Below are 23,533 nucleotides of genomic sequence, written 5' to 3'. Positions count from 1 at the left end.
CCTGCAGGAAGAGGGGAAATCAGGTTTCCGGATAGCCCAGGCGTACCGCGACCGGCGTCAGCGCAGCGAACGGACCGGCCAGTGCCTGCGCGTAGTGGCGCCAGTGGCCTTCCGGGAAGCGGCGCGCACCGGATGACGGCGGCAGCGGCAGTTGCGCGCCCAGGGCCTGGCCCAGCGCCTGCGCCACGGCACCGGCGTCGTCCTTGATCGCGTCCATGCGGATCAGGCGGCTCGGGTACAGGTCCTGCTCGTGCAGGTCGGCGATCTGTGCGAACAGGCCGGCCAGCCAGGTCGCGCCGGCTTCCAGATCATCCAGCGCCAGCGGCGCGGGCGAACCGAAGGCCAGCCAGTCGATCAGCGCATCGCGCGGATCGCGCACGGCCACGATCAGCAGCGCCTCCGGCAGGTGCGGCCGCAGCGCATGCAGCAGCGCGTTGTCCCACGAGATCAGCCAGTCGACCACGCCGGTATCGACCGAGCGGTTCTTCAGCGTGGTGCGCCAGTCGGCGATCAGCGCTTCGCCGGTCAGTTCGCCCGACAGCAGGCGCGCCGGGGTGAAATAGCTCTGGAAGCCATCCTTCGGAGGCTCGGGGAGGAAGCGGTCGCCACGCAGGCGGTCGCTGACATAGCCCAACACGCCGGCGAGCGATTCGACCACGGTGCCCGGGGGGCCCCACAGCAGGATCGGACGCGGCTCGGACGAGGCGACGACCTCGCCCAGTTCGGGCCACGGACCGGTCGCGCCGGTCTGTGTCCACAGCGGCAGCCGCGAGGGCGCGAGCTCATGCGCGAGGGCACCCCAGCTGCCGACCGCCTCGGCGTAACGACCGGCGCGATCGCGCACGAACGCCTGCCAGCCGCGCAGGCTGCGCTGCTGATCGGGATTCTGGGCGTTGCTGGCCAACTCGCCGACGCGCGCGATCGCCGCCATCGGATCGCGGCGCAGCAGGCCTTCGACGATGCGCTGCTCACCGCTGGCGCGGCCGGGATCCAGTTCCACGATGCGACGCGCCACGGCTTCGGCGGCATCGTCTTCGCCGGCGGCGTCCAGCACCGACATCTGCGCTTCCATCGCGGGGATGTGCTGCGGCATCGCCGCCACCCAGCGATCGACGACGCTGCGCGCTTCGGCGCTGCCGACGGTTTCGAACAGCAGGCGCGCCAGCCACAGGTCATGTGCATCGGCCGTCGTGGCAAGCGCGGCATCCAGCGTGTTGCGCGCATCGTCCTGCGCGCCCAGGCGACGCCAGGCCTCGATGATCGCCAGCACCGTGTCGCGGTCGCGCGGCTGTCCGGCGAGGGCGATGCGCAACGCAGCGAGGGCTTCTTCGTTCTGTCCGGCGGCCAGTCGCAGGTGGCCGATGTAACGATGCAGCGCCGGCGCGTTGTTGATCGCCACCAGCGGCACCAGTTCGTCGGCGGCATCGGCGGGTCGGCCCTGCCGGCGGATCAGGTCGGCGATCAGGCTGCGCAGGTTGTCGGAGCCGGGCACCTTTTCGACGACGGTGCGGAACGCCTGTTCCGCGAAGGCCCAATGGCCCATCCCCATGTGGATGAAGCCGAGCGCGTAGCGAAGCTGCACATCGTCGGGCGCCTGCTGCAGCGCTGCGGAGACGATCCTGATCGCCTCGTCCGCGTTACCGCGGCGCAGGGCCACCATGCCGGTGATCGCCGCCAGCTGCGGATGGTCGGGTGCCACGCGCGCGGCCAGGCGGGCCAGCCGCTCGGCTTCGTCCAGGTCGCCGCGGCCCAGGGCCAACTGGCCCTGGATCACGTAGGCGGTGAACTGGTTGGGATCCAGCACCGTCGCCTGGCTCAGCGCCGCCTGGGCGTCCTCGTTGCGGCGACTGCCCACCAGCACGCCGGCGCGCGCCAGGTGCAGGTCGGCATTCTCCGGCGCCAGCGCGATGGCGCGGTCGATGGTCGCCAGCGCCGCGTCGGGCTGGCCGCCCTGCATCTGGGCGGTGGACAGCCAGCGCAGCGCCTGCGCGTCGTCGGGGCGTTCGGCCACCAGGGCTTCGGCGGCGGTCAGGGCCTCGGCCACGGCGCCACGGCGCAGGGCGTCCAGAATCGGGTCGTACATTGCGGTTACCAGCGTTCGGTCAAACGCCGATTGTACCGGGGCTTCCCGGCTCAGGCGGCGCTGCCGGCCAGGCGCTCGGCCACCCAGCGCTCGGCGTAGCCATCGCCGGCGGCGTTCTCGATGAAGGCGCAGTGGCCACCCCACGGCGCGATCTCCAGCGTGGCCTGCGCCGGCAGCGCCCAGTCGCGGAACGTGTCGAACGGGATCACCGGATCGTCCTCGGCCATCAGGATGTGCGTCGGCACGCTCAGGCCGGCCAGCCGCGTCCCGGAAATCGCATAGCCGTCGAAGTAGGCGTCCAGCGTGCCGAACGCCGTGTGCCGCTGCACCAGCCAGTCGGTCAGCGCGCGGATGTCGAGCGCCAGCACGGTGTCGTCGAAATCGTGGCGCTGCGGGAACAGGCTGCGCTTGCGCTCCAGCGAGCGGCGCCATTTGCGCGCGAAGTACCAGTCGTACAGCGGCAGCCCGTTCTCGATGCTGTCCATCGTCGTGGCCGGATCCAGCAACGGGCAGACCGCCGCCACGTGCGCCAGCGCCAGCCCGGCCTCCGGCGCGCGCAGCGCCAGCCGCAGCGCGAAGTTGCCGCCCAGCGAATAGCCCGCCACCCGCATCGGCACGTCGCCGGCGAACCGCCGCGACACGTCCAGCGCGGCATGCACCACTTCGTCCAGCCGGTTGGAGTGGAACAGGTCCTCGTTGAGGTGGTGGGTGTCGCCGTGGTCGCGGAAGTTCAGCCGGAACACGTCGAACCCGCGTGCCAGCAGCTGCGCCGCGGTCAGCCGCATATAGTTGGAATCCGCACTGCCTTCCCAGCCGTGCAGCAGCAACACCAGGCCACGCGCCTCGCGTCCTGCCACCTGGCTGTGGAAGCCCTGCAGGCGGACGCCGTCGCCGCCGTCCACGATGTGCTCCAGCGTCACCGCGCCGCTGGCCGCCAGCGCGCGCAGCGCACGCCGACGGCGCAGCGCACTGGAGCCCAGCACCGATTGCAGGTGCGGGTTGCGCAGCCAGCGCGGGGGACGGAAGTCGGCGGCAGTTATCATGGGGTCATCGCGGCAGGATCGGCACGAGGGTGGCACCGGCGGGCCGAGTATTCCCTCGAATACGTCGGAATGCCGTCACGACGGCCGCTCAGGCGTCGGCCATCGCCCGGACGATGCGCTCGCGCGACAGGTCGGCGATGCGCCGGCGGCCTTCCACGTCGGCCACGCGGATCGGCTCCAGGAAGCAGATGTCGGCCGTGCGTGCCGGTTCGCCCAGCAGGCGCACGAAGTTGGCGAAGAAGCTTTCCTTCGGCCCGAACGCCACCACCGGCTGCGCGCTGCCGCGCGCGCCATAGCGCAGCGCCACCGGCTGGACCGGCACGCCGGCTTCGACCGCGGCCAGGAAGATACGCGCATGGAACGGCCCTACCGAGCGTCCATCGCGGGTACGGCCCTCCGGGAACACGCCGACCGGCCGGCCCTCGCGCAGGCGCTGCATCATCGCCTGCAGCACGCCACCCAGCGATTCCTGGCTGCCGCGCTGGTGGAAGATGGTCTGCCCCTGCGCCGCCAGCCAACCCACCACCGGCCAGCCACGGATCTCCTGCTTGGCCACGAAGCCCATCATGCGCTGGCTGTGCAGCGCCTCGATGTCGATCCAGCTGACGTGGTTGGCCACGAACATCGTCGGGCCCGGCAATGGCGTGCCGATCCGGCGCAGGCGGAACCCGAAGATCCGCATCAGCCCACCGGACCAATGCCGTACCGCCACGTCGCCGATGCTCTCCTCGCCCACGCGGATCCACACCAGCACCGGCGACAGGCACAGCAGGGTGATCGGCAGGAAGACCAGCAGGTGGATGAGCAGCAACGGCACGCGATACGCGTAACGGAATACCCGTGCCACGCCGCTGCCGCCAGCAACATGAACAGGGGGCGGCGTCATGCTGTCACGATAGCAGGAGTCAGGGGTGGAGGGGCAGGAGCGAGTGGAAAGAAGTGAGGAGTGGGGAGTGAGCAAAGGCAAAAGTTCTCGCTTCCCTCACTCCTCTCCGCTCCCCACTAGGTCCTGGGCACGACGGCCAGGGTCAGCCGCGACACGCAGACCAGCTTGCCGTCGTCGTTCTCGATGCGGATCTCCCACAGCTGGGTGCTGCGACCGACATGCAGCGCCCGTGCGGTGCCGGTGACCACGCCGCTGCGCATCGCGCGCACGTGGTTGGCGTTGATCTCCAGGCCCACGACCATCTCCTTCGTGGTGTCCACGCACAGGTTGCCGGCCACGCTGCCCAGCGTCTCGGCCAGCGCCACCGATGCGCCGCCATGCAGGATGCCGTACGGCTGCACCGTGCGCGCGTCCACCGGCATGGTGCCGCGCAGCCAGTCCTCGCCCGCCGCGGTCATGACGATGCCGAGGTTCGATACCAGCGTGTTGGCGGCATGGGCGTTGATGGCGGCGAGATCGACGGGAGCGCGGAAAGCCATGGCGTTTCTCTGGAGGAGTGAGCGGAGAGGAGTGAGGAGTGAGGAGTGAGGGGAGGCAGGAGCGCGGGCGTTACTCACGCCTCACTCCTCTCCACTCACTCCTAGAGAATGGGCACCAGGCCCGCGCCGAAGGCGGTCAGCACGCGCGTGTACAGCCACTTGGCGCCGACATCGACTTCGGGGAAGTCGCCCACCGCCACGTAGCAGCGCTGGAAGGCCGGATCCTTCGGACCGACCGGCAGCGGGCAGTCCGGGCCGGGCTGGAACTCGTAGCTGGTCGCATAGCGCCAGGGCCAGATGTCGAAGATGGGCAATGCCTCGGACACCTTGCCCAGGCTGTAATCCAGCCCGGAAAACAGTGGTGGCTTGGCGCGCGGCGCGATCGTCCAGGCATTCTCCGGCGACATGTCGCGGCGGATGCTCCCGGCCAGCGCCTGCGCGAACGCGGTGTCGTTGATCACCACCGCCGCCTCGGTGTTGTAGTTCTCCGAGCGCGGGTCGAAGTTGTGCGTGCCGATCACCGCGATCTCGCCGTCGATCACCATCGACTTCGCATGCAGGCCCATGCGCACGCCCGCACGCTTCAGCGGCAGCGGCTCGGCCGCCGCGCCGCTGCTGAAGAACGACGGCCGCGACTCGGTACGCTGCAGGCGGCGCGTGGTTTCGCCCGCGCCGGCATCGGAGGCCGACCTGCTGGAGGGACCGATCGAACCGGAAGGACCGCGCATGCCGCGGCTGCCGATGCCCTCCGGCGCGGCCACCGGCGGCCCTTCCGGCATCAGCGCGGCGTAGTCCACCGGCGCGTCTTCCGGGAACGGCTTGTACTCGTGGATCCGGAAGCCGAACTCGCGCAGGTAGCGGCGCTTGTACTTGAACGACATCGAATAGACGATCGGGTTGTCGGTCGCGGCCAGGCTGTTGGTCGACACGGTCACCTGCGGCGGCGGCTGGCGCTTGCGCATCTCGCGGAACATCGCCTGCGCCTGCTTCGACATCACCAGGTACGGCGTCTGCAGCAGCACTTCCGACTGCGCGCCGCGGATCAGCGCTTCCAGCTCCGGCGCCGCGGGCGCGTCGTCGTCGCGGCGCTCGCGCCGGTGCTTCTGCGGCAGGTCGGCGATGTAGCGCACCGCCCCGACCTGGAACGCCGGTTCGACGAACAGCCTCTCCACCACCTGCGGATCGCTGGCCTGCGCACTCGCGGCCTGCACGCGCTCCGGGCGCAGGTAGCGCGGCACCGGCATCGCCGGCACGCCCTCCTTCAGCAGCGTGCGGCCGACATCGTTCAGCCGTTCGGCGGGCACGCTGCGGCGCGCGTCCCAGAACGCCTGGAAGTTGATGGCCATCGCCGCCGCTTCCGGTCCGGCCACCAGCACGTCGCGGTCGCGGAAGTTGTACTCCGCATCCCAGTCGAAATAGTCGTCCTGGTAGTTGCGGCCGCCACTGATGCCGATGCGGTCGTCCACCAGCAGCAACTTGGTGTGCATGCGCTGGTTGAAGCGGCGGAAGCAGCACAGCACGCTGCCTGCGTAGTCCAGGTAGTTGAGCTTGGCCTTGCCGAAGCTGGGGTTGTAGATGCGGATGGCGAAGTTCTGGTGCGAACCGGACAGCGCGGCGAGGATCTCGAGGTCGGCGATCGCCGACAGCTGGTCGATCAGCACCCGCACCTTCACCCCGCGCCGCGCCGCGGCCAGCAGTTCGTCCAGCACCAGCCGCGCGCTGTCGTCCTTGTCGAAGATGTAGGTCTGCAGGTCGATGCGTTCGCGCGCGCTGCGGATCAGGTTCAGCCGCGCCAGCAAGGCGTCGGATCCCTTGTCCAGCATCACCGCGTAATGGCGCGGCGACGCGGCGGTGGATTCCGCGCGCGCCTGCGCCGCCAGGTCGTACAGCGGCGACGCGACCGCGCAGGCATCGGCCTGCGTGCACTCGACCACCGTCGAGCGGGCGGCGGCGGCGATGCCGGCGGCGCGGTCGCGCTGGCGGTCGGACAGGCTGGCGCAGGCCGTGCCCAGCAGCGCAAGGCACAGCACCGCGCCCCGCGCGGCGAGTCGGGGGAAACGGCGGTTCACGGGGTTTTTCCGCTCCGGATGCGCGCGCGCAGCACGAACACCACGCGGTCGCTGACCGCCAGCATCCAGTCGTCCATGTCGTAGTCGCTGCGGCGCACCGCGCCGGTCGCCACCACGTCGCAGTCGACCGCGGCGCGCGCGCAATCGGCGGGTGCCACCTGCAGGCTGCGTGGCCGGCTGATGCCCTTGATGCTCAGGTCGCCCTCCAGCGTGCCGCCGTCGTAGAGCAGCATCGGGTCGTAGGGTTTGGAGGTGAAGGTGACCACCGGATAGCGGTCGGCATCGAAGAACTTCTCGCTGCGCGCCCAGTCGCCATAACGCTCGTGGTCGATGATCTCCACGTCGCGCGTGTACATGCGCAGGCGCACCTGCTGGCGTCCGTCCGGCAGGTGCTCCACCGAGCCTTCGTAACGCCGGAACACGCCGTCCAGCACCTGCCCCCAGCGCGTGCGCAGTTCGAATCCCAGCCGCGTGTGCGCCGGATCGAAATCATTACGCCCCTGCTGCGCCAACGCGGGCGCGGCGCACAGCAGGGCCAGGCACAGCACGGCCAGCCAGACGGCCAGCGGCAGATCGGACTTCATGGCCACCAGAAGGCGGAGAGCTGCGCCACACCGGGTTCGATCGCTGCATCCACCGGCAGCGTCAGCACCACCACGCCGCCGGGCGGCATGCCGCGGTACTCGCTGGTCACGCCGGAATACATCAGCGCGGCCAGCTGCTCGAAGCCCGGGTTGTGGCCCACCATCAGCAGGCGCTCGGCCTCGCGGTGCTGGTCGGCCAGGTCGGCCAGCGTGCCGGGCGTGGCCTCGTAGATGCGCTCTTCCAGCCGCTGCTCCACGTAGCCGATCGCCGCCAGCACCGACTCCAGCGTCTCGCGCGCGCGACGCGCCGGCGAACACAGCACGCGGTCCGGCACCAGGCCCTGCTCCTTCAGCCAGCGCGCCACGGCCTCGGCCTCGGCCAGGCCCTGCGGCGACAGGGGACGGTCCAGGTCGGACTGGCCGGTGGTCGCCGGTTCGGCATGCGCATGGCGCAGCAGGATCAGTTCACGCATGGGGTACTTTCTCCTAGGCCCTAGGCCTTCTTGATCCATTTCAACAACGGTTCCCAGTCGGCCTGGTGCTCGCGCACCTGGGCCGAGCGGTAATCGAACAGGCTGCGGCCCAGGCCGGCCATGACCACGTAGGCCTGGGTATCGCGCAACTGGGTGATGACCGGGTACGGCCAGGTCTTCAGCATCTCCACCGCCTGCTGCGAGGCGTTGGTCCACGGCTTGCTGCGGTTGACCACCAGCCCGACCGGCAGCTTGCGCTTATGCACGCGCGGCACCTTGGCCATGGTGTTCAGGAAACCCACCGTCGCCTCGATGTCCAGCGCCGACGGCAGCACCGGCACCACCACGGCGTCGGCCTGTTCCAGGAAGCTGTCCAGGTCGTCGGCCATCGCGCCGGCCGGCGCGTCGATCACCACCCGCTCGGCGTCTTCCGGCAGCCAGGCCTTCCAGGCGCGCTTGCCGCTGGCGTCGATCGGCAGCACCGCGGTGTCCAGTTCCGCCCGGCGCTCGGCCCAGCGGGTGGAGGAATGCTGGGGGTCCACGTCCACCAGCACGGTGCGTTTGCCATCCAGTGCGAAGTACGCCGCCAGATTGGTCGCCAGGGTCGTCTTGCCCGCGCCGCCCTTGGAGCTGGCGACCAGAATCGTCTTCATGCGCGCACCTCGTTGCTGGAGAACCCGGAGGGTACACCGGGGGCGGTGAAGCGGAAACCGGGAATCGGGAATGGGGAATAGGGAATGAATTGTCCGGGGGCCGGCGGCTGCGTGGACCTGCGGACTCGGTTGCCCGAGGGGCATCGTTCGTTCTGGCAGGTGCCCGCTCCCGCCGAGGCCACGATCCCGTTTCCCCGTTCCCCGTTCCCGCCCCTGCTATCTTTCCCGTCCCCACGGACCGGACGCCCCATGAACGAGCTGCAGGACCTGACCGCGCTGATCCGCGCCAACACCCCGCTGATCGTCGTCGAGACCCAGGACGAGGCCCGCGTGGTGGAACTGTTCCGGCAGGCGCTGGGCCAGGTGTGGCGGGCGCTGTTCCGCTGGAGCATCACCGAGGGCCTCCGCCGGCTGGACATGGACCGCGAGGACGACGCCGTCGGCCCGCCCGACGCCAGCGCCGCCCTGCAGGCCATCAAGCAGGCCGAGCAACGCGGCATCTACCTGCTGCTCGATTTCCACCCCTACCTGGGCTACGCGAGCAGCCAGCGGCAGCTGCGCGACATCATGCAGCGCCGCCACAGCCTGCCGCACGTGGTGGTGCTGGTCGGCGCGAAGATCGAACTGCCGGCCGAACTGGAAGCCCTGGCCGTGCGCTTCAACCCGCGCCTGCCCGACGCCCACGCGCTGCTGAAGATGGTGCGCGAGGAAGCCGAGCACTACGCGCGCGAACATGGCGGTCGCCGCGTCGAGGCCGATGGCGAGGCGGTCAAGCAGATCGTGCGCAACCTGCAGGGCCTGAGTCTGGTCGACGCGCGCCGCATCGCGCGCCAGCTGATCTTCGCCGACGGTGCGCTGACCGCCAGCGACCTGCCGGCGCTGAACAAGCTGAAGTTCGAGTTGCTCAACCGCAGCGGCCACCTGCATTACGAATACGACACCGCGAAGTTCGCCGACGTGGCCGGCGCCAGCCGCCTGAAGCGCTGGATCGAGCAGCGCCGCGCGGTGTTCGTCTCCGGCAATCCGCCGCCCGGCCTGGACCTGCCCAAGGGCGTGCTGCTGCTGGGCGTGCAGGGCTGCGGCAAGTCGATGCTGGCCAAGGCCACCGCCGCCGGCTTCGGCGTGCCGCTGCTGCGGCTGGACTTCGGCACGCTGTACGACAAGTACCACGGCGAGACCGAGAAGAACCTGCGCGCCGCGCTGGCCTCGGCCGAACAGCTGGCGCCGTGCGTGCTGTGGATCGACGAGATCGAGAAAGGCCTGGCCAGCGGTGGCGACGAGGATGGCGGCGTCTCGCGCCGCGTGCTCGGCTACCTGCTGACGTGGATGGCCGAGCGCAAGGCTGGCGCCGGGAGTGGACAGGTGTTCCTCGTGGCCACCGCCAACCAGGTGCAGGACCTGCCGCCGGAGCTGCTGCGCAAGGGACGCTTCGACGAGATCTTCTTCGTCGACCTGCCCTCGCCCGACGCCCGCGTCGAGGTGCTGCGCGTGCACCTGGCGCGCCGCGCGCTGGACCCGGAAGGCTTCAAACTGCCCGCACTCGCCGCCGCCGCGAACGGCTTCTCCGGCGCGGAGCTGGAACAGGCCATCGTCTCGGCGATGTACGCCGCGCATGCCGAGCAGAAACCGCTCGACACCGACCTGGTGATGCACGAGATACGCAGCACCCGCCCGCTATCCGTGCTGATGGCCGAACAGGTGCAGGCGCTGCGAGAGTGGGCGCGGGAGCGGACGGTGCCTGCGGACTGAAGGGCTGCGAATCAACCCGCGCGCGGAGGCGAAACGACGATCAGCGCTGGGGAGCGGCGTATGGGTCCATCCGCATCATCGTCGTCAGCTCTTGCAAGCTGGACGCTTTCGTCTCCACCGTGCACGTGTACGATCGCTCGATCTGCCAGCGCCGGCACGCACCGCCACTCGCTCCGTAAACGCAATGCCGTGTGCCGACAGGATCCGCAACGCCGCTGTAGCCGGCCCGCTCGCACTGCCGCATCGCCAGCTGATCCGCCCTGCGGATGGCGCCGGAGGAGCTCTCCGAATACTCCATCTCGTACGCGATCCTGACCGTGGGGCTGGACGAGCCCTGATCACCTGAAACTGACCATCCGCCAGACGTCGCGCAACCGGCAAGCAAGACCAAGGGTAGGCAGAGCAAACGTACGTTCATGTAAATTTCCTTTTCACATCGTGGGCGATATCCGGATAGTGCTCCCTGAATCGTGGGGCTGCAACCGGACAGGACCCTGTCATTCGTTCCTGTGCACACTCCGCGAGTCTGGGCGACACCATCCATGCACCGAAGCGGCGACTGTCGTCCAGCATCACAACATCGCCACGATCCCTTCCGCAACGGCGCGCCACGCCGCGCTCTGGCTGCCCACGATATCCATCGTGTGCGCCAGCAGGAACAGGCCGATGATCGGCAGGTACGGACCTTTCAGCACGGGCTGGCGATAGCGGAACTTCGCCAGCAGCATGAAGACGATCAGCGTGACGTAGAGGAAGACGATCACCAGCAGGATGCCCTGCATGCCACCCACCACGAACAGGCCCAGGCGTGCCAGCCCGGGCGTCGCGGTGACCAGCGCGGCTGCCACCACGCATGCGACATGCTGGTGCACGTGGCGGCGGCGCCATAGTGCCAGTGCGTAGAACACCAGCAGCAACACCAGCCCGTTGACCGGCTGCGCCAGCATCGACAGTGCCGCGTTCCGCGACATCTGCGTGAGCCCGTTCTCGAACGCGTGCTTCATCACCGGCACGGCGGTGACCGCGAACAACACGATGAGGAACAGCGAGCACCAGCCCAGCCGGCGATGCAGGTCGGTCCGCCCGGCCCGGATCAGGAACGGCTGCACGCCCAGCAGCACGAACCACGCCAGCGCCACCAGCACATGCAGATGGACCACCACCGCCACGTCCATGGTGCCGGCGCGACTGAAATACCCGAAGAACGGTGTGCCCGGTACGGGTGGCGTGAAGCCCGCGACGACAAGGGCCAGCAATGCCAGGAAGAAGAACCCGATGTTCCGGTAAGGACGCCCCGCCTGCGCGGCCACGCGCCGCATCTCCCCCATGCTCGCTTCCATTACCCGCCTCCGCTGGCATGCCTTGCTGTGGGTACACGCGAAAGCCCGAGGAATCCGGCAATGGCGAGTCGAGCCGTTACCCGGCGAGGTCTCGGCCACGTCCCCACCGCCGTCAGTCCCGTCCGGTCCACCAGCGCGCGCCACGGATGAAAGCGTACTGCACCGCCATCGGCAGCAGGCCGAACACCACCATGCAGAACACGACCGCGACCACGACGAACAGGACGGCATCGACCGCCAGCAGCGACAACGGTCTTGCGTGGCCGCCCATCGCGACCCGGCCGGAACCCAGCACGAAGGCAAGCAGCAGCGGCGCCACCCCGATGACCGCGCCGACCACACCCGTCCCGATCAGCGTCTGCCTCAGCTGCCGACGCTGCCATATCCTGCGTTCGTCCTGCGTCCGCATGTGCTCAGGCCGGTATCTTCATCCACACGATCGCCGCCAGCATCGCCGCGACCAGCAGGACGAGGCTCGCCAGGCCGAGTTTCACGAAGATGTCGTGCCGATGACGCGCGAAGGCCAGGAACAGCAGCGTGGACGGCGCCGCGACATCCATGACGACCTCGATGGGATGCCAGTACACCCAGATGTGTCCAACCGCCACGAGCGCGAGCGCCGCCATGAGATAACCCATGCGGGCCAGCGGCGAGAACAGCGGATCACGCAACGCATGGGATATGGACTGCACTCCTTTCGAGGATCACGCACCGTGGACGTCAGGGCCCAGCCGATGCCCGGTACTGCGCCAGACGCTGCTCGAGCGTACCCGTGTGCAACTCGAACAGATGGTTGTCGAAGTCGTGGACATACGGTTCGCAGGATGGGTGCAGCCGAGGGCGGCTTTCAACGGCGAAGCCGTTCTACCCATCAGTGCTCCATCGTGAAACCAGGTCGTACGCAGCTGCGGATCGAGCATCTGCGACCGTGGGCAGAGTACGCGGCGTCTCGCGTCAAATGCGATGGGTATCGCCTTGTGGTTCCATCCATCCCAAGGGCAATCTTTAGCCGCTTCACACGCGGCGGTAATCCATCGCGACCGCGCCACAGCGCAGCGGCGTCGCAGAAACGAGTTCAAGCCGTCGCGCGCGCGGCAATCCACCCTGGTACAGCGTCGGACCATGGCCGGCGATCCGGGGATGGACGAGGAACCGGTACTCGTCGATCAGGTCTAGCCGGTCGAGTGCGTTGGCGAGCAGGCCGCTGCCCAGCAGCACGCCGTCGGGGGTCGCGTCCTTGAGCGCCTGCACGCCCGTGCGCAGATCACCGGCGATGCGGTGGCTGTTAGTCCACGGGAAATCGGTGCGCGTCGACGACACCACGTACTTCGGCTTGGCCTGCAGCTTGTCCGCCCATTCGCGCAAGGCCGGTGGCGCGTCGACGTCGCCACGGGCGACCGCCGGCCAGTAGCTCTCCATCATTTCGTAGGTGACGCGGCCCCACAGCATCGCGCCGTGGTCGTCCATCAGCCGGGTGAAGAAGGCATGCGTCTCGTCGTCGACGATGCCTTCCTCGTGATCGACGCAGCCGTCGAGGGTGAGGTTGAGGCTGAAGGTCAGGAGGCCCATGGTGTCTTTCGTTCCGGAGGCTCGATGGTTACGCGATGCGGCACGACGCCGGAGTCACGACGATGGCGTGGTGGCTGCCAGCGCGGATACCGGCACCAGCTGATCCTCCACCGGCTCGAGCGGAATTTCGGGAAGGAACTCGATGATGCAGTCCATCATGTCCGCCTGCGCCGAAGAATGCACGGAGGGCAGCGCGAAGGCGTCCGACCGCGCCTGCGCACTTTCCCACTGCGCATACGCATACCAGATGCCATCGGTGCCCTTGTGCAGCCGGGATCCCAGGCCGCCACGCTGCGCGCGGATCAGCGATGTCAGCGTGGACCAAGCCGCGATGTACTTCGCTTCCTTGTCGGGATGCACCCTTGCCCGATAGATCACGCAGAACCCCAGTCCATCAATCACGTTTGAAGCTCCTTGGTATGGGACGGGCGCCGGTCGCCCGGGTGAAATCGACCGGCGCTACGGCGATCAATCGATGAACGTCCACGTATCGGCGCCATCGAAGCGCCTGACGACCAGGGCGTCCACAAGCGCCGGATCGAAGTTGCGCAGGTTGACGCCGTGGCGGGCTCCGGGCGTCGGATCCAGCGGCTCCCAGTGGGTGACGATGCCGCAGGTCCTGCAGCGGACGTTGCGCAGGGTGCGATCCCCCCAAGACGTAGTCCTCGGTGCTCCCGGGATGGCCTTGGATCGTCACGGTGCCGAAGTCGTAGAACGCCCAGATACCTCCCGTGCGACGGCACAGCGAGCAGTTGCACGTCAGTACCTCCTTCGGCATGGCGGGAAGCGTGAGGCGGACGGCGCCGCAATGGCAGGCGCCTTCGAGCGAGGGGGCTGAAGTTTCGTGGTTCATGGCCGGCATCCTGGCTTGCTTTCTCGGACAGCGCCCCAGTCGAGCTTCGAAGCGAATCGCTTCGGCTTGAATGATGTGTCGGGTGCGGGAACCCGTGTCACTTGGGCGGCGGTGGCGGCGCTTCTGCCAGCGTGCCCGTGCTGTAGTGGCCGCCTGCGGCTGCGCAGTCGACATTTCGCGCCGGCTCCCACTTGATGGCCGTGCCGGTGACGACCGGCTGCACGAACCGCCATGGCCAGAAGCCGAAGCGCTGGGAGCCGTTGTAGTGGATCACGGCATCGGCACCTGCCGCTTTGGCATCGGCGATCACCATGGGGAGGATGTCGTTGACGCTGCCGTAGCTGCCCTTCCCGTACTTCAGTTTCCTGAGCGTGGTGTAGGTGTGGTCGGCGGGCGGCGTACCGGTGAACAGACAGATGCCGGCGCCCTGCGCCTGTTGCGAAGGCGCCGGATCCGTCGTCTGGGTCTGGGCACCGCAGTATTGCGAAACGCAGGCGAGCGCGACGCCCACCATCAATTTTCCGAACATGGATTCCCCTTTCCTGTTGACCATGGTGTGCTGCTGAAACGGCACGCGAAACGTCGGCACTCCCCCGCCGACGGATCAGCCGCTCAGCGATGTGCCGCCGGCCGGAGATGATTCTCGGATCCCGTGGACGACGCTGGCAAGCGCCTGCGCCTCATCCGATCCTATGTACCGACAGCGATGCGTCAGCGTGCTGCACCTGCGGCCAGCAGCGCACGGTACTCCGGATTCGCCGGCGACCAGTCGGCGGGCGGCTCGCCTGCGATGCCGTTGGCCTGCAACTGCCTGCGTATGGCGGCGAGTTCGCCGTCACGCAGGAATACGTCCGCATAGTCCTCCGGCATGCGCTGCTCGCCGGGCGGCCGCTGGAAGAGCTGCATGGCGTTCTCGTACACCCAGGCGAAGCGGCGCAGGCGCTCGCGCGCCGCCGTGCGCTCGGCATCGGTATCGGCCCATTGCACCAGCGGCGCCAGCGCGATGAAGGATGTGATCAGAATGGACGTATCGGCGGCCATCAGCGTGTAGATGCGCTTGCAGGCGGTTCGCGCATCGGCAGGCAGCTCGCCGACCTGCGCGCGGCATCGCTGCGAGATGGGCGACAGGCCCGGCATGGCGATGGCCGCCGTCATGGCGATCACCGCGATGTCCGCCATGTCCTTCGGCGTGGCGGGCCGGCCCAGCCTGACATCTTCGCCGATGGCGGTCGCCAGCGCCGGCTCCAGCGCGGGTGCCGGGACCTGTCGCAGCGTCGTGGCCAGCAGCAGGCCGACGTCGTCGAAGTGCCCACGGTAGTGGGTCGCGTTGGCGGCGGCCTGCCAATACCGCTCGGCGGCGTTCGCGTCCTTGCGTTCGATGGCGTCGTGGTAGGCGGCGAGCAGGACTTCCGCATTGGCGGTGTCGGCGGCCATCAGGCGTTGCAGCAACCGACCGCGGTCGCAGCGGGCCTCGTTCTTCGGGCAGGCATTCAACAGCGCCCAGTCCACCACGGGGTCATCGCCGGTGGATGCGGCGTAGGCGGCCTCGATCCATGTCCGGGACTGGGCCCAGGCGCGCGCCTGGATCTCCGCGTCGTCGCCGCTTCGTGGCCACAGCCAACCGGCGACCAGCAGATCACGCGGCGTGCCGCGTGCAGCGACGGCGCGCAGATGCGCTTCGACATTCGCGCGCCAAGTGGCGTGCCAGGCGTCGTTGGCAGCTGCCAGCTGCGGATCGGATTCGACCCGGCCCGGCACGTCCGGAGGTGGACCCTCCTGTGCGAACGACGGCGATGCCGACAGCACCGACGCCATCACCACCAGCCACGTACCGATCTGCATTGCCGTGCGCATTGCCCACTCCTGTCGGGAACGGCGGCCACGTTCGCACGAACGATGCATCCTGCGCCAGCGGCCTCTGCCTCTGGCATTCCCGCGAAGGCGCGAAGCGCGTCCCGACGGCCGAGTGGCCGGTGACCCGGTGTGCTCGTTTGCCAGCCATGAAGTCGCTGGGCCCCCGCCTGCGCGGGGACGACGGCGGTTGTACAGGCCGTCGCTAGAGCACCAGCCGTCCCACCACCCACGCCCACATCGGCAGCGTCACCAGCGACAGCAGGATGCCGTAGCCGACCAGCGCGGCGGCCAGGCGCGGGGCGAGCTGGTGCGAGATCGCCAGTGCGGCGGCGGTGATCATCGTCGGCATGGCCGACTCCAGCACGTTGGCCTGCAGCATCTCGCCGCGCATGCCGAACGCGAGCGACAGCGGCACGGCGAGCGCCGGCATCACCAGCAGGCGCAGCAGCAGGCCGACGGCGAGCGGCTTCAGTTCGTCGCGCGGAAGTTTCAGCTGCAGGGTCAGGCCTACCGCCAGCATCACCAGCGGCAGCATGGCGTCGGCCAGTTTCTGCAGCGCGGACGCGATCCACGCGGGCGGCTGCTCCGGCATCAGCGTCAGGCCGAACAGCAGCGCCCACACCGGCGGGAACTTGAGGATGCGCAGGACGATCTCGCGCGCCGTCGGCGGCGCGTCGCCGCCGTAGGGCGCCAGCACGTACAGCCCGAACGTCGACAACAGGATGAAGGTACCGAACTGGTCGTAGACCACGGCGTAGGGCAACGCGTGTTCGCCCAGCAGCGCACGCACCATGGGATAACCGATGAAGCTGCTGTTGCACAGCGCCACGCACAGCAGCAGCACGGCATGCTCGTCGCGGCGGAACTTGAACACGCGCGTCGCCAGTGCGACCAGCGCGACGGTGGCCACGGTCAGCAGCCAGGGCGTGACCACCACGCCCATCAGCGAGGGATCCAGCTGCAGGCGCGGCACGTAGGTCAGCATCGCCGCCGGCAGGCAGACGTACAGCACCACGCGGTTGATCACGTCGCCCGCGTTGTCGGGAAACGCGCGCAGGCGGGCGAACGCCATGCCGAGCGCCAGCATGGCCAGGATCAGGGCGAAGGCATCGAATGCCATGTGCGGCGGGAGACGACGTGGGGAGCGCAGGATCGCACAGTGGCGAAGGACGCGCTGCGGGACCTTGGTCGCACCGCGATCAACACCGCTTCCCGTCACCCCGGCGCAGGCCGGAATGACGGGGTCATGCACGCAGGGCTTATCATGGCCGCATGACGAACCCCGCCTTCCCCTCCGCCTCCGGCCCGATCACCCTCGACGGTCCTGACGGCGCACTCGAAGCCCATGTCGACTGGCCGGAAGACGGCGAGCCGGTGAAGGCCATCACCGCGATCGTCTGCCATCCGCTGCCCACCGAAGGCGGCACGATGCACAACAAGGTCGTGGTGATGGCCGCGCGCAGCCTGCGCGAGCTCGGCGCGGTGACGGTGCGCTTCAACTTCCGCGGCACCGGCGCATCGGATGGCCTGTTCGACCACGGCGACGGCGAGACCGACGACCTGCGCGCGGTGGCGGAGTGGTTGCGCGAACAACGCCCCGGCACGCAACTGTGGCTGGCCGGTTTCAGCTTCGGCGCGTACGTGTCGCTGCGCGCCAGCGCCGACCTGCAGCCGGACGCGCTGGTCTCGATCGCGCCGCCAGCCGGTCGTTGGGATTTCGCCGCGATCGCGCCGCCGACCTGCCCGTGGCTGGTGATCCAGGGCGAGCAGGACGAGATCGTCGAGCCGCAGGCGGTGTACGACTGGATCGATACGTTGAAGCAGCCGCCGGAACTGATCCGCATGCCGGAAACCAGCCACTTCTTCCACCGCAAGCTGATGGACCTGCGCGGCGCCATCAAGCACGCGATGAAAGGCTACGTGCCGGCGTGATGGCGGACGACGCACGCACCACGGCGCCCACGCCGTCGCAGGTGTACGCGCGCGGCGCGGCGCAGGGGCAATGGCAGGACGACCCGGCGCAGCATCCCGCGCTGGCGCAGCTGGACCGCATCCACACCACGCTGCTGGCGGAACCGGCGTCGCCGGGGCTGTTCGGCCGCCTGTTCGGCAAGGCACCGGAGACGGTGCAGGGCCTGTACTACTGGGGTGAGGTCGGGCGCGGCAAGACGTTCCTGGTGGACCTGTTCTACGACACCCTGCCGCTGCCGACGTATTCGGTGTCGCAGAACAAGGCGCACGGCGAGGGCGGCGGCAAGTACCGCACGCACTTCCACCGCTTCATGCGCGGCGTGCACGAACGGTTGCGCGAACACGCGGGCGAAAGCGATCCGCTGGCGAAGATCGTGCGCGAGGCGCGCGGCAAGCTGCGCGTGCTGGTGCTGGACGAGTTCTTCGTCACCGACATCGGCGATGCGATGCTGCTGGCGCGGCTGCTGGAGCGCATGTTCGCCGAAGGCATCACGCTGGTGACCACGTCGAACACGGCGCCGGAGAACCTGTACAAGGACGGCCTGCAGCGCGCGGGCTTCCTGCCGGCCATCGACCTGCTGCAACAGCACTGCGTGGTGCTGCGCTCGGACGGACAGGAAGACTACCGCCTTCGCGCGCTGACGCGTTCGCCGGTGTACCGCACGCCGCTGGATGGCGAATCCGATGCGTGGCTGGCGTCGCGCTGGCGCGAGCTGACCGGTGGCGAGGACGCGCATGCGGGCAACATCGAGATCGACAGCCGCAAGATCCCGGTGCGCGGTCGCGGCAAGAGCATCGCGTGGTTCGATTTCGCTGCGCTGTGCGAGGGCCCGCGCGGCACGACGGACTACATCGAGGTCGCGCACGAATTCAACACGGTGTTGCTGGGCGGCATTCCCACGTTCGACCGCATGAACGAGGACGCGGCGCGCCGCTTCGTCAACCTGATCGACGAGCTGTACGACCGCCACGTCAACCTGGTCTGCACATCCGCCGCTGCGCCGACCGCGCTGTACACCGGCACGCGACTGCAGGGCGCGTTCGAACGCACGGCCTCGCGCCTGATCGAGATGCAGAGCGCCGAGTACCTGGCCACGCCGCACAAGGCCTGAGCAATGGAGCGCGTGCCCGCCGCGATCGCCGACGCACTGCAGCGGACGATCGAAGGCGGTGGCCGGATCTGCGTGCTGACCGGCGCCGGCATGTCGGCCGAGAGCGGCATTCCCACCTTCCGCGGCACGCACGACAGCCTGTGGTCGCGCTTCGATCCGATGCAGCTGGCGACGGCCGAGGCATGGTGTGCGGATCCTGCGCTGGTGTGGGGCTGGTACCGCTGGCGGATGCAGCTCGTCCGCGATGCGCAACCGAACGCGGGGCACGTGGCGCTGGCGGATCTCGCGCGTCGCGTGCCGCTGTCGCTGGTCACCCAGAACGTAGACGACCTGCACGAACGCGCCGGCAGCATCGTCGACGCGCACGTGCACGGCAGCCTGTTCGCCCTGCGCTGCTTCGCCTGCGGGCGGACGCACCATGGTCCGCTCGACGACTACGTGGATGGTCAGCAGAAGGTCGCGCCGCTGCGCTGCACGGCCTGCGGGGACGCCATCCGCCCCGGCGTGGTGTGGTTCGGCGAAGCGTTGCCCGACGACGCGTGGGCTGCCGCGACGGGCGCAGCGACACGCTGTGCGTTGATGCTGGTGGTCGGCACCTCGGGACTGGTGTATCCCGCCGCCGGCCTGCCCGCGCTGGCGCGTCGCCATGGCGCGACGGTGGTCGAGATCAACCCGGAGCCGACCGTGCTGTCGGCGGAGGCCGATCATGTGTGGCGTTCGACGGCGGCGCAGGCACTGCCGCAGCTGTTGGCCGTCTGACGCGTCCAATCGAAAGCTTCACGCACCGCTCGCCAGACTCGCAACGACCGCCGCGGAGGAGACCGCCATGAAACCCATCGTCCGTGTTCCGCTGTTCGCCGCGCTCGCGGCCGCGCTGCTCGCAGGCTGCGAACGCGCGCCCAAGCGGGAAGACGTCGAAGCCGCCGCGCAGACCGCGGCCGAGGTCGCCGATCCCGCGCCACCCGTCACCGGGCGGGAAGCGCCGCAGTTCCAGTTCTCGGACGACGACATCGGTATCGCGCTGGCGCCGACGCCTGGCTTCGCGCTGCGTCGGGAGTCCGACGACGCCCCGTCCGAGGGCGGCTGGAATGGCTTGGCCGGCCCCGGTGTGCGAGGGCAGCCATTGTTGAGACTGGTGCTCGAAGGCTCGGGCCCGGGAATCGCCGCCGAGCTGCACATCGGCACCAGCACCGACAGCCATGCCGTGGTGACATGCCTGCAGCCATCCGAGGCTTCTATTGTCGGCACCTCGGATGAAATTCGCATCGATGGGCAGCTGTTCCGCCATTTCCATGTCGTCGACGCGGGGACGGGCCATTACGCACCTCGAACGATGGATGCCTACCGTTCTGTACGGAACGAGCGCTGCATCGCGATCGACCTTGTGGTGTTCCCCTCTCTTGCCAACAACCCGGCCGCTATACCGCCGTTCGACGAAGCGACAGCGCGGGCACGATTGCAGGAAGCACTGGCAGCGGTGCGGATCACGCGGTGATCGGCTCCATTCCTTCTCCCCGTGAAACGGGGAGAAGGTGCCCGGAGAGCCTGCCCCGTACTTGATACGGGGGCGGATGAGGGGCGCTGTTTGCACAGATACGTCAGCGCTCAATGCTGCCGATATTGATCGCATGCTGAGCCATCCGGACAAGCGCACAGGCGACCGGCTCCGTTCGCCCCTCACCCGCCTTTGGCACCCTCTCCCCGCACGCGGGGCGAGGGAGACTCCACAGAGGCGCGGGTTACTGCAGCTGGCGCCGCACGAACGCATCCACCGCATCGGTATACGCGGACGGCAACCCCAGCTCGCGGTTCACCTCGCCATGCGAGAGATCCTCCGGCAGTACGTCCGTCGCCACGCCCAGGGTCTTCGCCTTCTCCACCATCGCGCGGCCCTGCGGGCAGGCATCCTGGCGGCGTGTTGAGCAGACGAACAACATCGGCACTGCGTCGCGGCTGAGCTGGTGGTAGGGCGAAGCGGCGATCCAGTCCGCGGGATTGCGGCCGAACGCGGCGTCGTAGATGCGCGGCAGCGGCGGCTGCTTCATCGTCAGCGGTACGTCCAGCGCGCCGCTGTCCAGCGAGACCACGCCGCGCGGCCGGGTGGCACCGGCCTCGCGCCACAGCGTAGAGGACGCACCGACCAGCGAAGCGAGATGCGCGCCGGCGGAATGGCCCATCAGCAGCACGCGCGAGGCATCGCCGTTCCATCCCGGCGCTCGCTTCTGCACGGCAGCGAGCGCACGCGCGACGTCGCGCGCCTGGTCCAGCGGCGCGGTGTCGGGACGCATGCGGTAATTCGTGGAGATGAAGATGTAACCCTTCGGCAGCCAGTACGCGGCCTTGTTCTCGACCACGCCGGGATTGTCCTTGTTGCCGTTGGCCCAGCCGCCGCCGTGGACGAACAGGAGGATCGGCGCGTTGTGCGCCTGGGCCGGCAGGTAGACGTCGAAGCGCTGGCGCGGGTCGCTGCCGTAGGACACATCGCGCAAGGCGCGTGCGCCGGCCGGCAGCGCCGGTGTGCGTGCGGCCGGCTGGCGCGAGGCCTCGCGCATCTCCTGCAGGCGTTCGCGGAAGGTCTGCGCCGCAAGCGGCAACGCGGTGAGCAAGGCGCAGGCCAGCAGGCCGGCGTGGAGCAGGCGCATCTTCATCGGCTACCTCGTGGTGGGAACGTCAGCCCGTGCGCAACCACAACCGCGCGCGCAGGCCGTGGGGGGAATTCGGCAACAGCCGCAGTTCGCCGCCGTGCTGGCGGGCGACGCGGTCGACGATGGGCAGGCCCAGCCCGCTGCCACCCTGCGCCTGGTCGTGGACGAAGGGCTGGCGTGCACGCTCGGCGGCTTCGGCGGACAGGCCCGGGCCGGCGTCGGCCACCTCGACCACCCATGCCGGACCTTCCGCCCACAACCGCAACGACAACGGCAACGCGCCATGCCGCTCCGCGTTGACCAGCAGGTTCTCGACCGCGCGCAGCAGTGCCATCGGTTTGCCGGGCAGCAGCGCATGTTCGGGCAGTTCGACGTGCCACGCTTTCGACATCGCTGCGACCGCGTGGCGGCAGATCGCGGCGAGGTCGACCGACTCGCTGCCTTCGTCGCGGCCATCGCGGGCGAAGGCGATGAACTGGCCGAGGATCGCGTCCATCTCCGCGATGTCGCGGTGCATGCTGGCGGTCAGCTCCGGATCGGTGCCGGGCACCATCTCCAGTGCGAACTGCAGGCGCGTCAGCGGCGTGCGCAGGTCGTGCGAGATGCCGGCCAGCAGCAGCGCGCGCTCTTCGGCGGCGGCGCGTACGTCGCGGCTGGCGTCGCCCAGCGCGTGTGCCAGTTCCACCACTTCACGCGGGCCGCGTGCATGCACCGGCGGTGGCGCGTCGCCACGCACGATGGCCGGTGCAGCCGCCGCGAGCAGGCGCAGCGGTTGCACAAGCCGACGGGCGAAGTAGGCCGCCGCCAGCCATACCAACGCCACGCAGCCCACCAGCATGAAGACCGAGAACCGGCGCATGCCGGTGCCGGGACGGTCGTAGGCGAACGACACCCACAGCGGTTCGCGCGTGGCCGGTTTCAGCCAGATCACCCGCAGGCCACGCCCGGCATCCATCCGCAGTTCGCGACCTGAGCCCAGCGTGCCGGCGGCCTGTTCGCGCAGTTCCCGCAGCAGCGGCGCGAAGCGCGGTCGCGCGTCGGCCGGCGGCGTGGAGCGCACTTCCAGCCCGGCGTCTCGCAACTGCGCGACGGTCTGCGCATGGGGCTGATGGCGGTCGAGCGCTTCGACGACGGCGGCGAATCCCTGCATCGCACGCAGCAATTGGTCCGCCGCGGGCCGCGTGGCCAGTTCGCGCCCCAGTGCGAGCGCCAGCACGCCCGCGCCGACCAGCACCAGCGCGATCACCAGCACCAGTTGGCCGAACACGCTGCGCGGCACGGGCGTCTTCATGCTGCAGCCTCCGGCGGCACGAATACATAGCCCACGCCCCAGACCGTCTGGATCAGCCGCGGCTGTCGGGGATCGTCTTCCAGCAGGCGACGCAGGCGCGCGATGGTCACGTCCATGCTGCGTTCGAAGGCCTCGTGCTCGCGGCCGCGCGCCAGGCTCATCAGACGATCGCGGCTGAGCGGTTGGCGCGGATGCCGCAGCAGCACGGAGAGCACGGCGAACTCGCCGCCGGTCAGCCGCAGCAGTGCGCCGTCGCGGGTCAGTTCGCGTCGCCCGAGGTCGAGGCGGAAGGGACCGAACGCCACCTCGCCGCCCTCGGCCTGCGGCGCGCCCGCCACTGGCCGCGTGCGCCGCAGCACCGAGCGGATGCGCGCCAGCAGTTCGCGTGGATTGACCGGCTTGGGCACGTAATCGTCGGCGCCGATTTCCAGCCCGACGATGCGGTCGATCTCGTCGCCCTTCGCGGTCAGCATGACGATGGGCGTGGCATCGCCCTGCCCGCGCAGGCGCCGGCAGATCTCCAGCCCGTTCTCGCCCGGCAGCATCAGATCGAGCACGATCAGGTCGAAGTGGCCGCGATCCAGCGCCTGCCGCAACTGCGCCGCATCGCCCACGCCGCGCACGTCGAAGCCCTGCGACTGCAGGTAGCGCTGCAGCAGCTCGCGCAGGCGCAGGTCGTCGTCGACCAGCAGCAGGCGGGGGGAAGTCTCGTCCATGCAGCCACTATCGCCCGCCGTCGCGACGGCCCGCAAACCCCGTCGCGGGTCGGTGTGTAAGCAGATGTTTCAGACGTCCGTGGCAGACACATCCACTGGCAAG

At 69.2% G+C, this 23,533-nt stretch carries 24 protein-coding genes; 5 read left to right on the top strand and 19 right to left on the bottom strand.

Going from position 1 to position 23,533, the window contains the following annotated elements; genetic code table 11:
* Nucleotides 1-19 precede the first annotated feature (19 nt).
* The 8 genes from ACGHX3_RS00640 to ACGHX3_RS00605 all read right to left on the bottom strand — a co-directional run bounded on the left by ACGHX3_RS00640 (nt 20) and on the right by ACGHX3_RS00605 (nt 8,330).
* Nucleotides 20-2,083, bottom strand: a complete 2,064-nt coding sequence (locus tag ACGHX3_RS00640; protein WP_394696027.1) for a tetratricopeptide repeat protein — start codon at nt 2,081-2,083, stop codon at nt 20-22.
* A 50-nt stretch (nt 2,084-2,133) separates the two neighbouring features.
* Nucleotides 2,134-3,126, bottom strand: coding sequence for a YheT family hydrolase (locus ACGHX3_RS00635; RefSeq protein ID WP_162336047.1), 993 nt, complete (start codon nt 3,124-3,126; stop codon nt 2,134-2,136).
* Between the two features lie 88 nt (nt 3,127-3,214).
* Entirely contained in the window at nt 3,215-4,012 is a 798-nt protein-coding gene (locus ACGHX3_RS00630) for a lysophospholipid acyltransferase family protein (RefSeq protein ID WP_394696026.1), read from the bottom strand.
* A 116-nt stretch (nt 4,013-4,128) separates the two neighbouring features.
* Nucleotides 4,129-4,551: a hotdog fold thioesterase gene (locus tag ACGHX3_RS00625; RefSeq protein ID WP_213601978.1), complete on the bottom strand. Its 423-nt coding sequence runs from the start codon at nt 4,549-4,551 to the stop codon at nt 4,129-4,131.
* A 101-nt stretch (nt 4,552-4,652) separates the two neighbouring features.
* A complete protein-coding gene (locus ACGHX3_RS00620; protein WP_394696025.1) occupies nt 4,653-6,620 on the bottom strand; it encodes a phospholipase D family protein in 1,968 nt (655 codons plus the stop codon).
* Nucleotides 6,617-7,204, bottom strand: coding sequence for a YceI family protein (locus ACGHX3_RS00615; RefSeq protein WP_394696024.1), 588 nt, complete (start codon nt 7,202-7,204; stop codon nt 6,617-6,619). Before ACGHX3_RS00615 ends, ACGHX3_RS00620 begins: the two co-directional genes overlap by 4 nt.
* Nucleotides 7,201-7,677, bottom strand: coding sequence for a histidine phosphatase family protein (locus ACGHX3_RS00610; RefSeq protein WP_162336051.1), 477 nt, complete (start codon nt 7,675-7,677; stop codon nt 7,201-7,203). Before ACGHX3_RS00610 ends, ACGHX3_RS00615 begins: the two co-directional genes overlap by 4 nt.
* Before the next feature lie 20 nt (nt 7,678-7,697).
* The gene (locus tag ACGHX3_RS00605; protein ID WP_162336052.1) at nt 7,698-8,330 is read right to left on the bottom strand and encodes a ParA family protein; all 633 of its coding nucleotides are present in this window, start codon (nt 8,328-8,330) and stop codon (nt 7,698-7,700) included.
* Between the two features lie 249 nt (nt 8,331-8,579).
* On the opposite strand from ACGHX3_RS00605, the gene ACGHX3_RS00600 reads away from it, so the two are divergent.
* Complete coding sequence (locus ACGHX3_RS00600; RefSeq protein ID WP_394696023.1) at nt 8,580-10,079, top strand: AAA family ATPase; 1,500 nt, start codon at nt 8,580-8,582, stop codon at nt 10,077-10,079.
* A gap of 572 nt (nt 10,080-10,651) precedes the next feature.
* Here the strand turns inward: ACGHX3_RS00600 and ACGHX3_RS00595 are convergent.
* The 8 genes from ACGHX3_RS00595 to ACGHX3_RS00560 all read right to left on the bottom strand — a co-directional run bounded on the left by ACGHX3_RS00595 (nt 10,652) and on the right by ACGHX3_RS00560 (nt 16,815).
* Nucleotides 10,652-11,419: a hypothetical protein gene (locus tag ACGHX3_RS00595; protein ID WP_394696022.1), complete on the bottom strand. Its 768-nt coding sequence runs from the start codon at nt 11,417-11,419 to the stop codon at nt 10,652-10,654.
* 112 nt (nt 11,420-11,531) lie between these two features.
* The gene (locus ACGHX3_RS00590) at nt 11,532-11,828 is read right to left on the bottom strand and encodes a hypothetical protein (RefSeq protein WP_394696021.1); all 297 of its coding nucleotides are present in this window, start codon (nt 11,826-11,828) and stop codon (nt 11,532-11,534) included.
* A gap of 4 nt (nt 11,829-11,832) precedes the next feature.
* Nucleotides 11,833-12,090, bottom strand: coding sequence for a hypothetical protein (locus tag ACGHX3_RS00585; RefSeq protein WP_394696020.1), 258 nt, complete (start codon nt 12,088-12,090; stop codon nt 11,833-11,835).
* Between the two features lie 343 nt (nt 12,091-12,433).
* On the bottom strand, nt 12,434-12,988 hold the full coding sequence (locus ACGHX3_RS00580) for a dihydrofolate reductase family protein (protein ID WP_394696019.1): 555 nt from the start codon (nt 12,986-12,988) through the stop codon (nt 12,434-12,436).
* A 54-nt stretch (nt 12,989-13,042) separates the two neighbouring features.
* Entirely contained in the window at nt 13,043-13,390 is a 348-nt protein-coding gene (locus ACGHX3_RS00575) for an antibiotic biosynthesis monooxygenase family protein (RefSeq protein ID WP_394696018.1), read from the bottom strand.
* A gap of 548 nt (nt 13,391-13,938) precedes the next feature.
* Nucleotides 13,939-14,370 (bottom strand): hypothetical protein, encoded by a 432-nt coding sequence (locus ACGHX3_RS00570; protein WP_394696017.1) that lies wholly within the window; start codon nt 14,368-14,370, stop codon nt 13,939-13,941.
* Nucleotides 14,371-14,552: 182 nt separating this feature from the next.
* Entirely contained in the window at nt 14,553-15,695 is a 1,143-nt protein-coding gene (locus ACGHX3_RS00565; RefSeq protein WP_394696016.1) for a hypothetical protein, read from the bottom strand.
* Between the two features lie 202 nt (nt 15,696-15,897).
* Nucleotides 15,898-16,815, bottom strand: a complete 918-nt coding sequence (locus tag ACGHX3_RS00560) for an AEC family transporter (protein ID WP_394696015.1) — start codon at nt 16,813-16,815, stop codon at nt 15,898-15,900.
* A 152-nt stretch (nt 16,816-16,967) separates the two neighbouring features.
* Here ACGHX3_RS00560 and ACGHX3_RS00555 point away from each other — a divergent pair, with 152 nt between their 5' ends.
* The 4 genes from ACGHX3_RS00555 (at nt 16,968) to ACGHX3_RS00540 (ending at nt 20,273) form a co-directional block, all read left to right on the top strand.
* Nucleotides 16,968-17,627, top strand: coding sequence for an alpha/beta hydrolase (locus ACGHX3_RS00555; RefSeq protein WP_394696014.1), 660 nt, complete (start codon nt 16,968-16,970; stop codon nt 17,625-17,627).
* Entirely contained in the window at nt 17,627-18,778 is a 1,152-nt protein-coding gene (gene zapE, locus ACGHX3_RS00550; RefSeq protein WP_394696013.1) for a cell division protein ZapE, read from the top strand. Before ACGHX3_RS00555 ends, zapE begins: the two co-directional genes overlap by 1 nt.
* 3 nt (nt 18,779-18,781) lie before the next feature.
* Nucleotides 18,782-19,537 carry an NAD-dependent deacetylase gene (locus tag ACGHX3_RS00545; protein ID WP_394696012.1) on the top strand — a complete coding sequence of 252 codons (756 nt, stop codon included), beginning with the start codon at nt 18,782-18,784 and terminating at the stop codon, nt 19,535-19,537.
* 67 nt (nt 19,538-19,604) lie between these two features.
* A complete protein-coding gene (locus ACGHX3_RS00540; protein ID WP_394696011.1) occupies nt 19,605-20,273 on the top strand; it encodes a hypothetical protein in 669 nt (222 codons plus the stop codon).
* Between the two features lie 244 nt (nt 20,274-20,517).
* On the opposite strand, the gene ACGHX3_RS00535 is transcribed toward ACGHX3_RS00540, so the two are convergent.
* The 3 genes from ACGHX3_RS00535 to ompR are packed head-to-tail and all read right to left on the bottom strand — an operon-like array spanning nt 20,518 to nt 23,430.
* A complete protein-coding gene (locus ACGHX3_RS00535; protein WP_394696010.1) occupies nt 20,518-21,426 on the bottom strand; it encodes an alpha/beta hydrolase in 909 nt (302 codons plus the stop codon).
* 22 nt (nt 21,427-21,448) lie between these two features.
* A complete protein-coding gene (locus ACGHX3_RS00530; RefSeq protein WP_394696009.1) occupies nt 21,449-22,714 on the bottom strand; it encodes an ATP-binding protein in 1,266 nt (421 codons plus the stop codon).
* Entirely contained in the window at nt 22,711-23,430 is a 720-nt protein-coding gene (gene ompR, locus ACGHX3_RS00525) for a two-component system response regulator OmpR (RefSeq protein ID WP_394696008.1), read from the bottom strand. Before ompR ends, ACGHX3_RS00530 begins: the two co-directional genes overlap by 4 nt.
* Nucleotides 23,431-23,533: the final 103 nt, after the last annotated feature.

The organism is Pseudoxanthomonas japonensis (assembly GCF_043632995.1).
GTDB lineage: Bacteria > Pseudomonadota > Gammaproteobacteria > Xanthomonadales > Xanthomonadaceae > Pseudoxanthomonas_A > Pseudoxanthomonas_A japonensis.
This window is presented reverse-complemented; position numbering and strand designations above follow the sequence as displayed.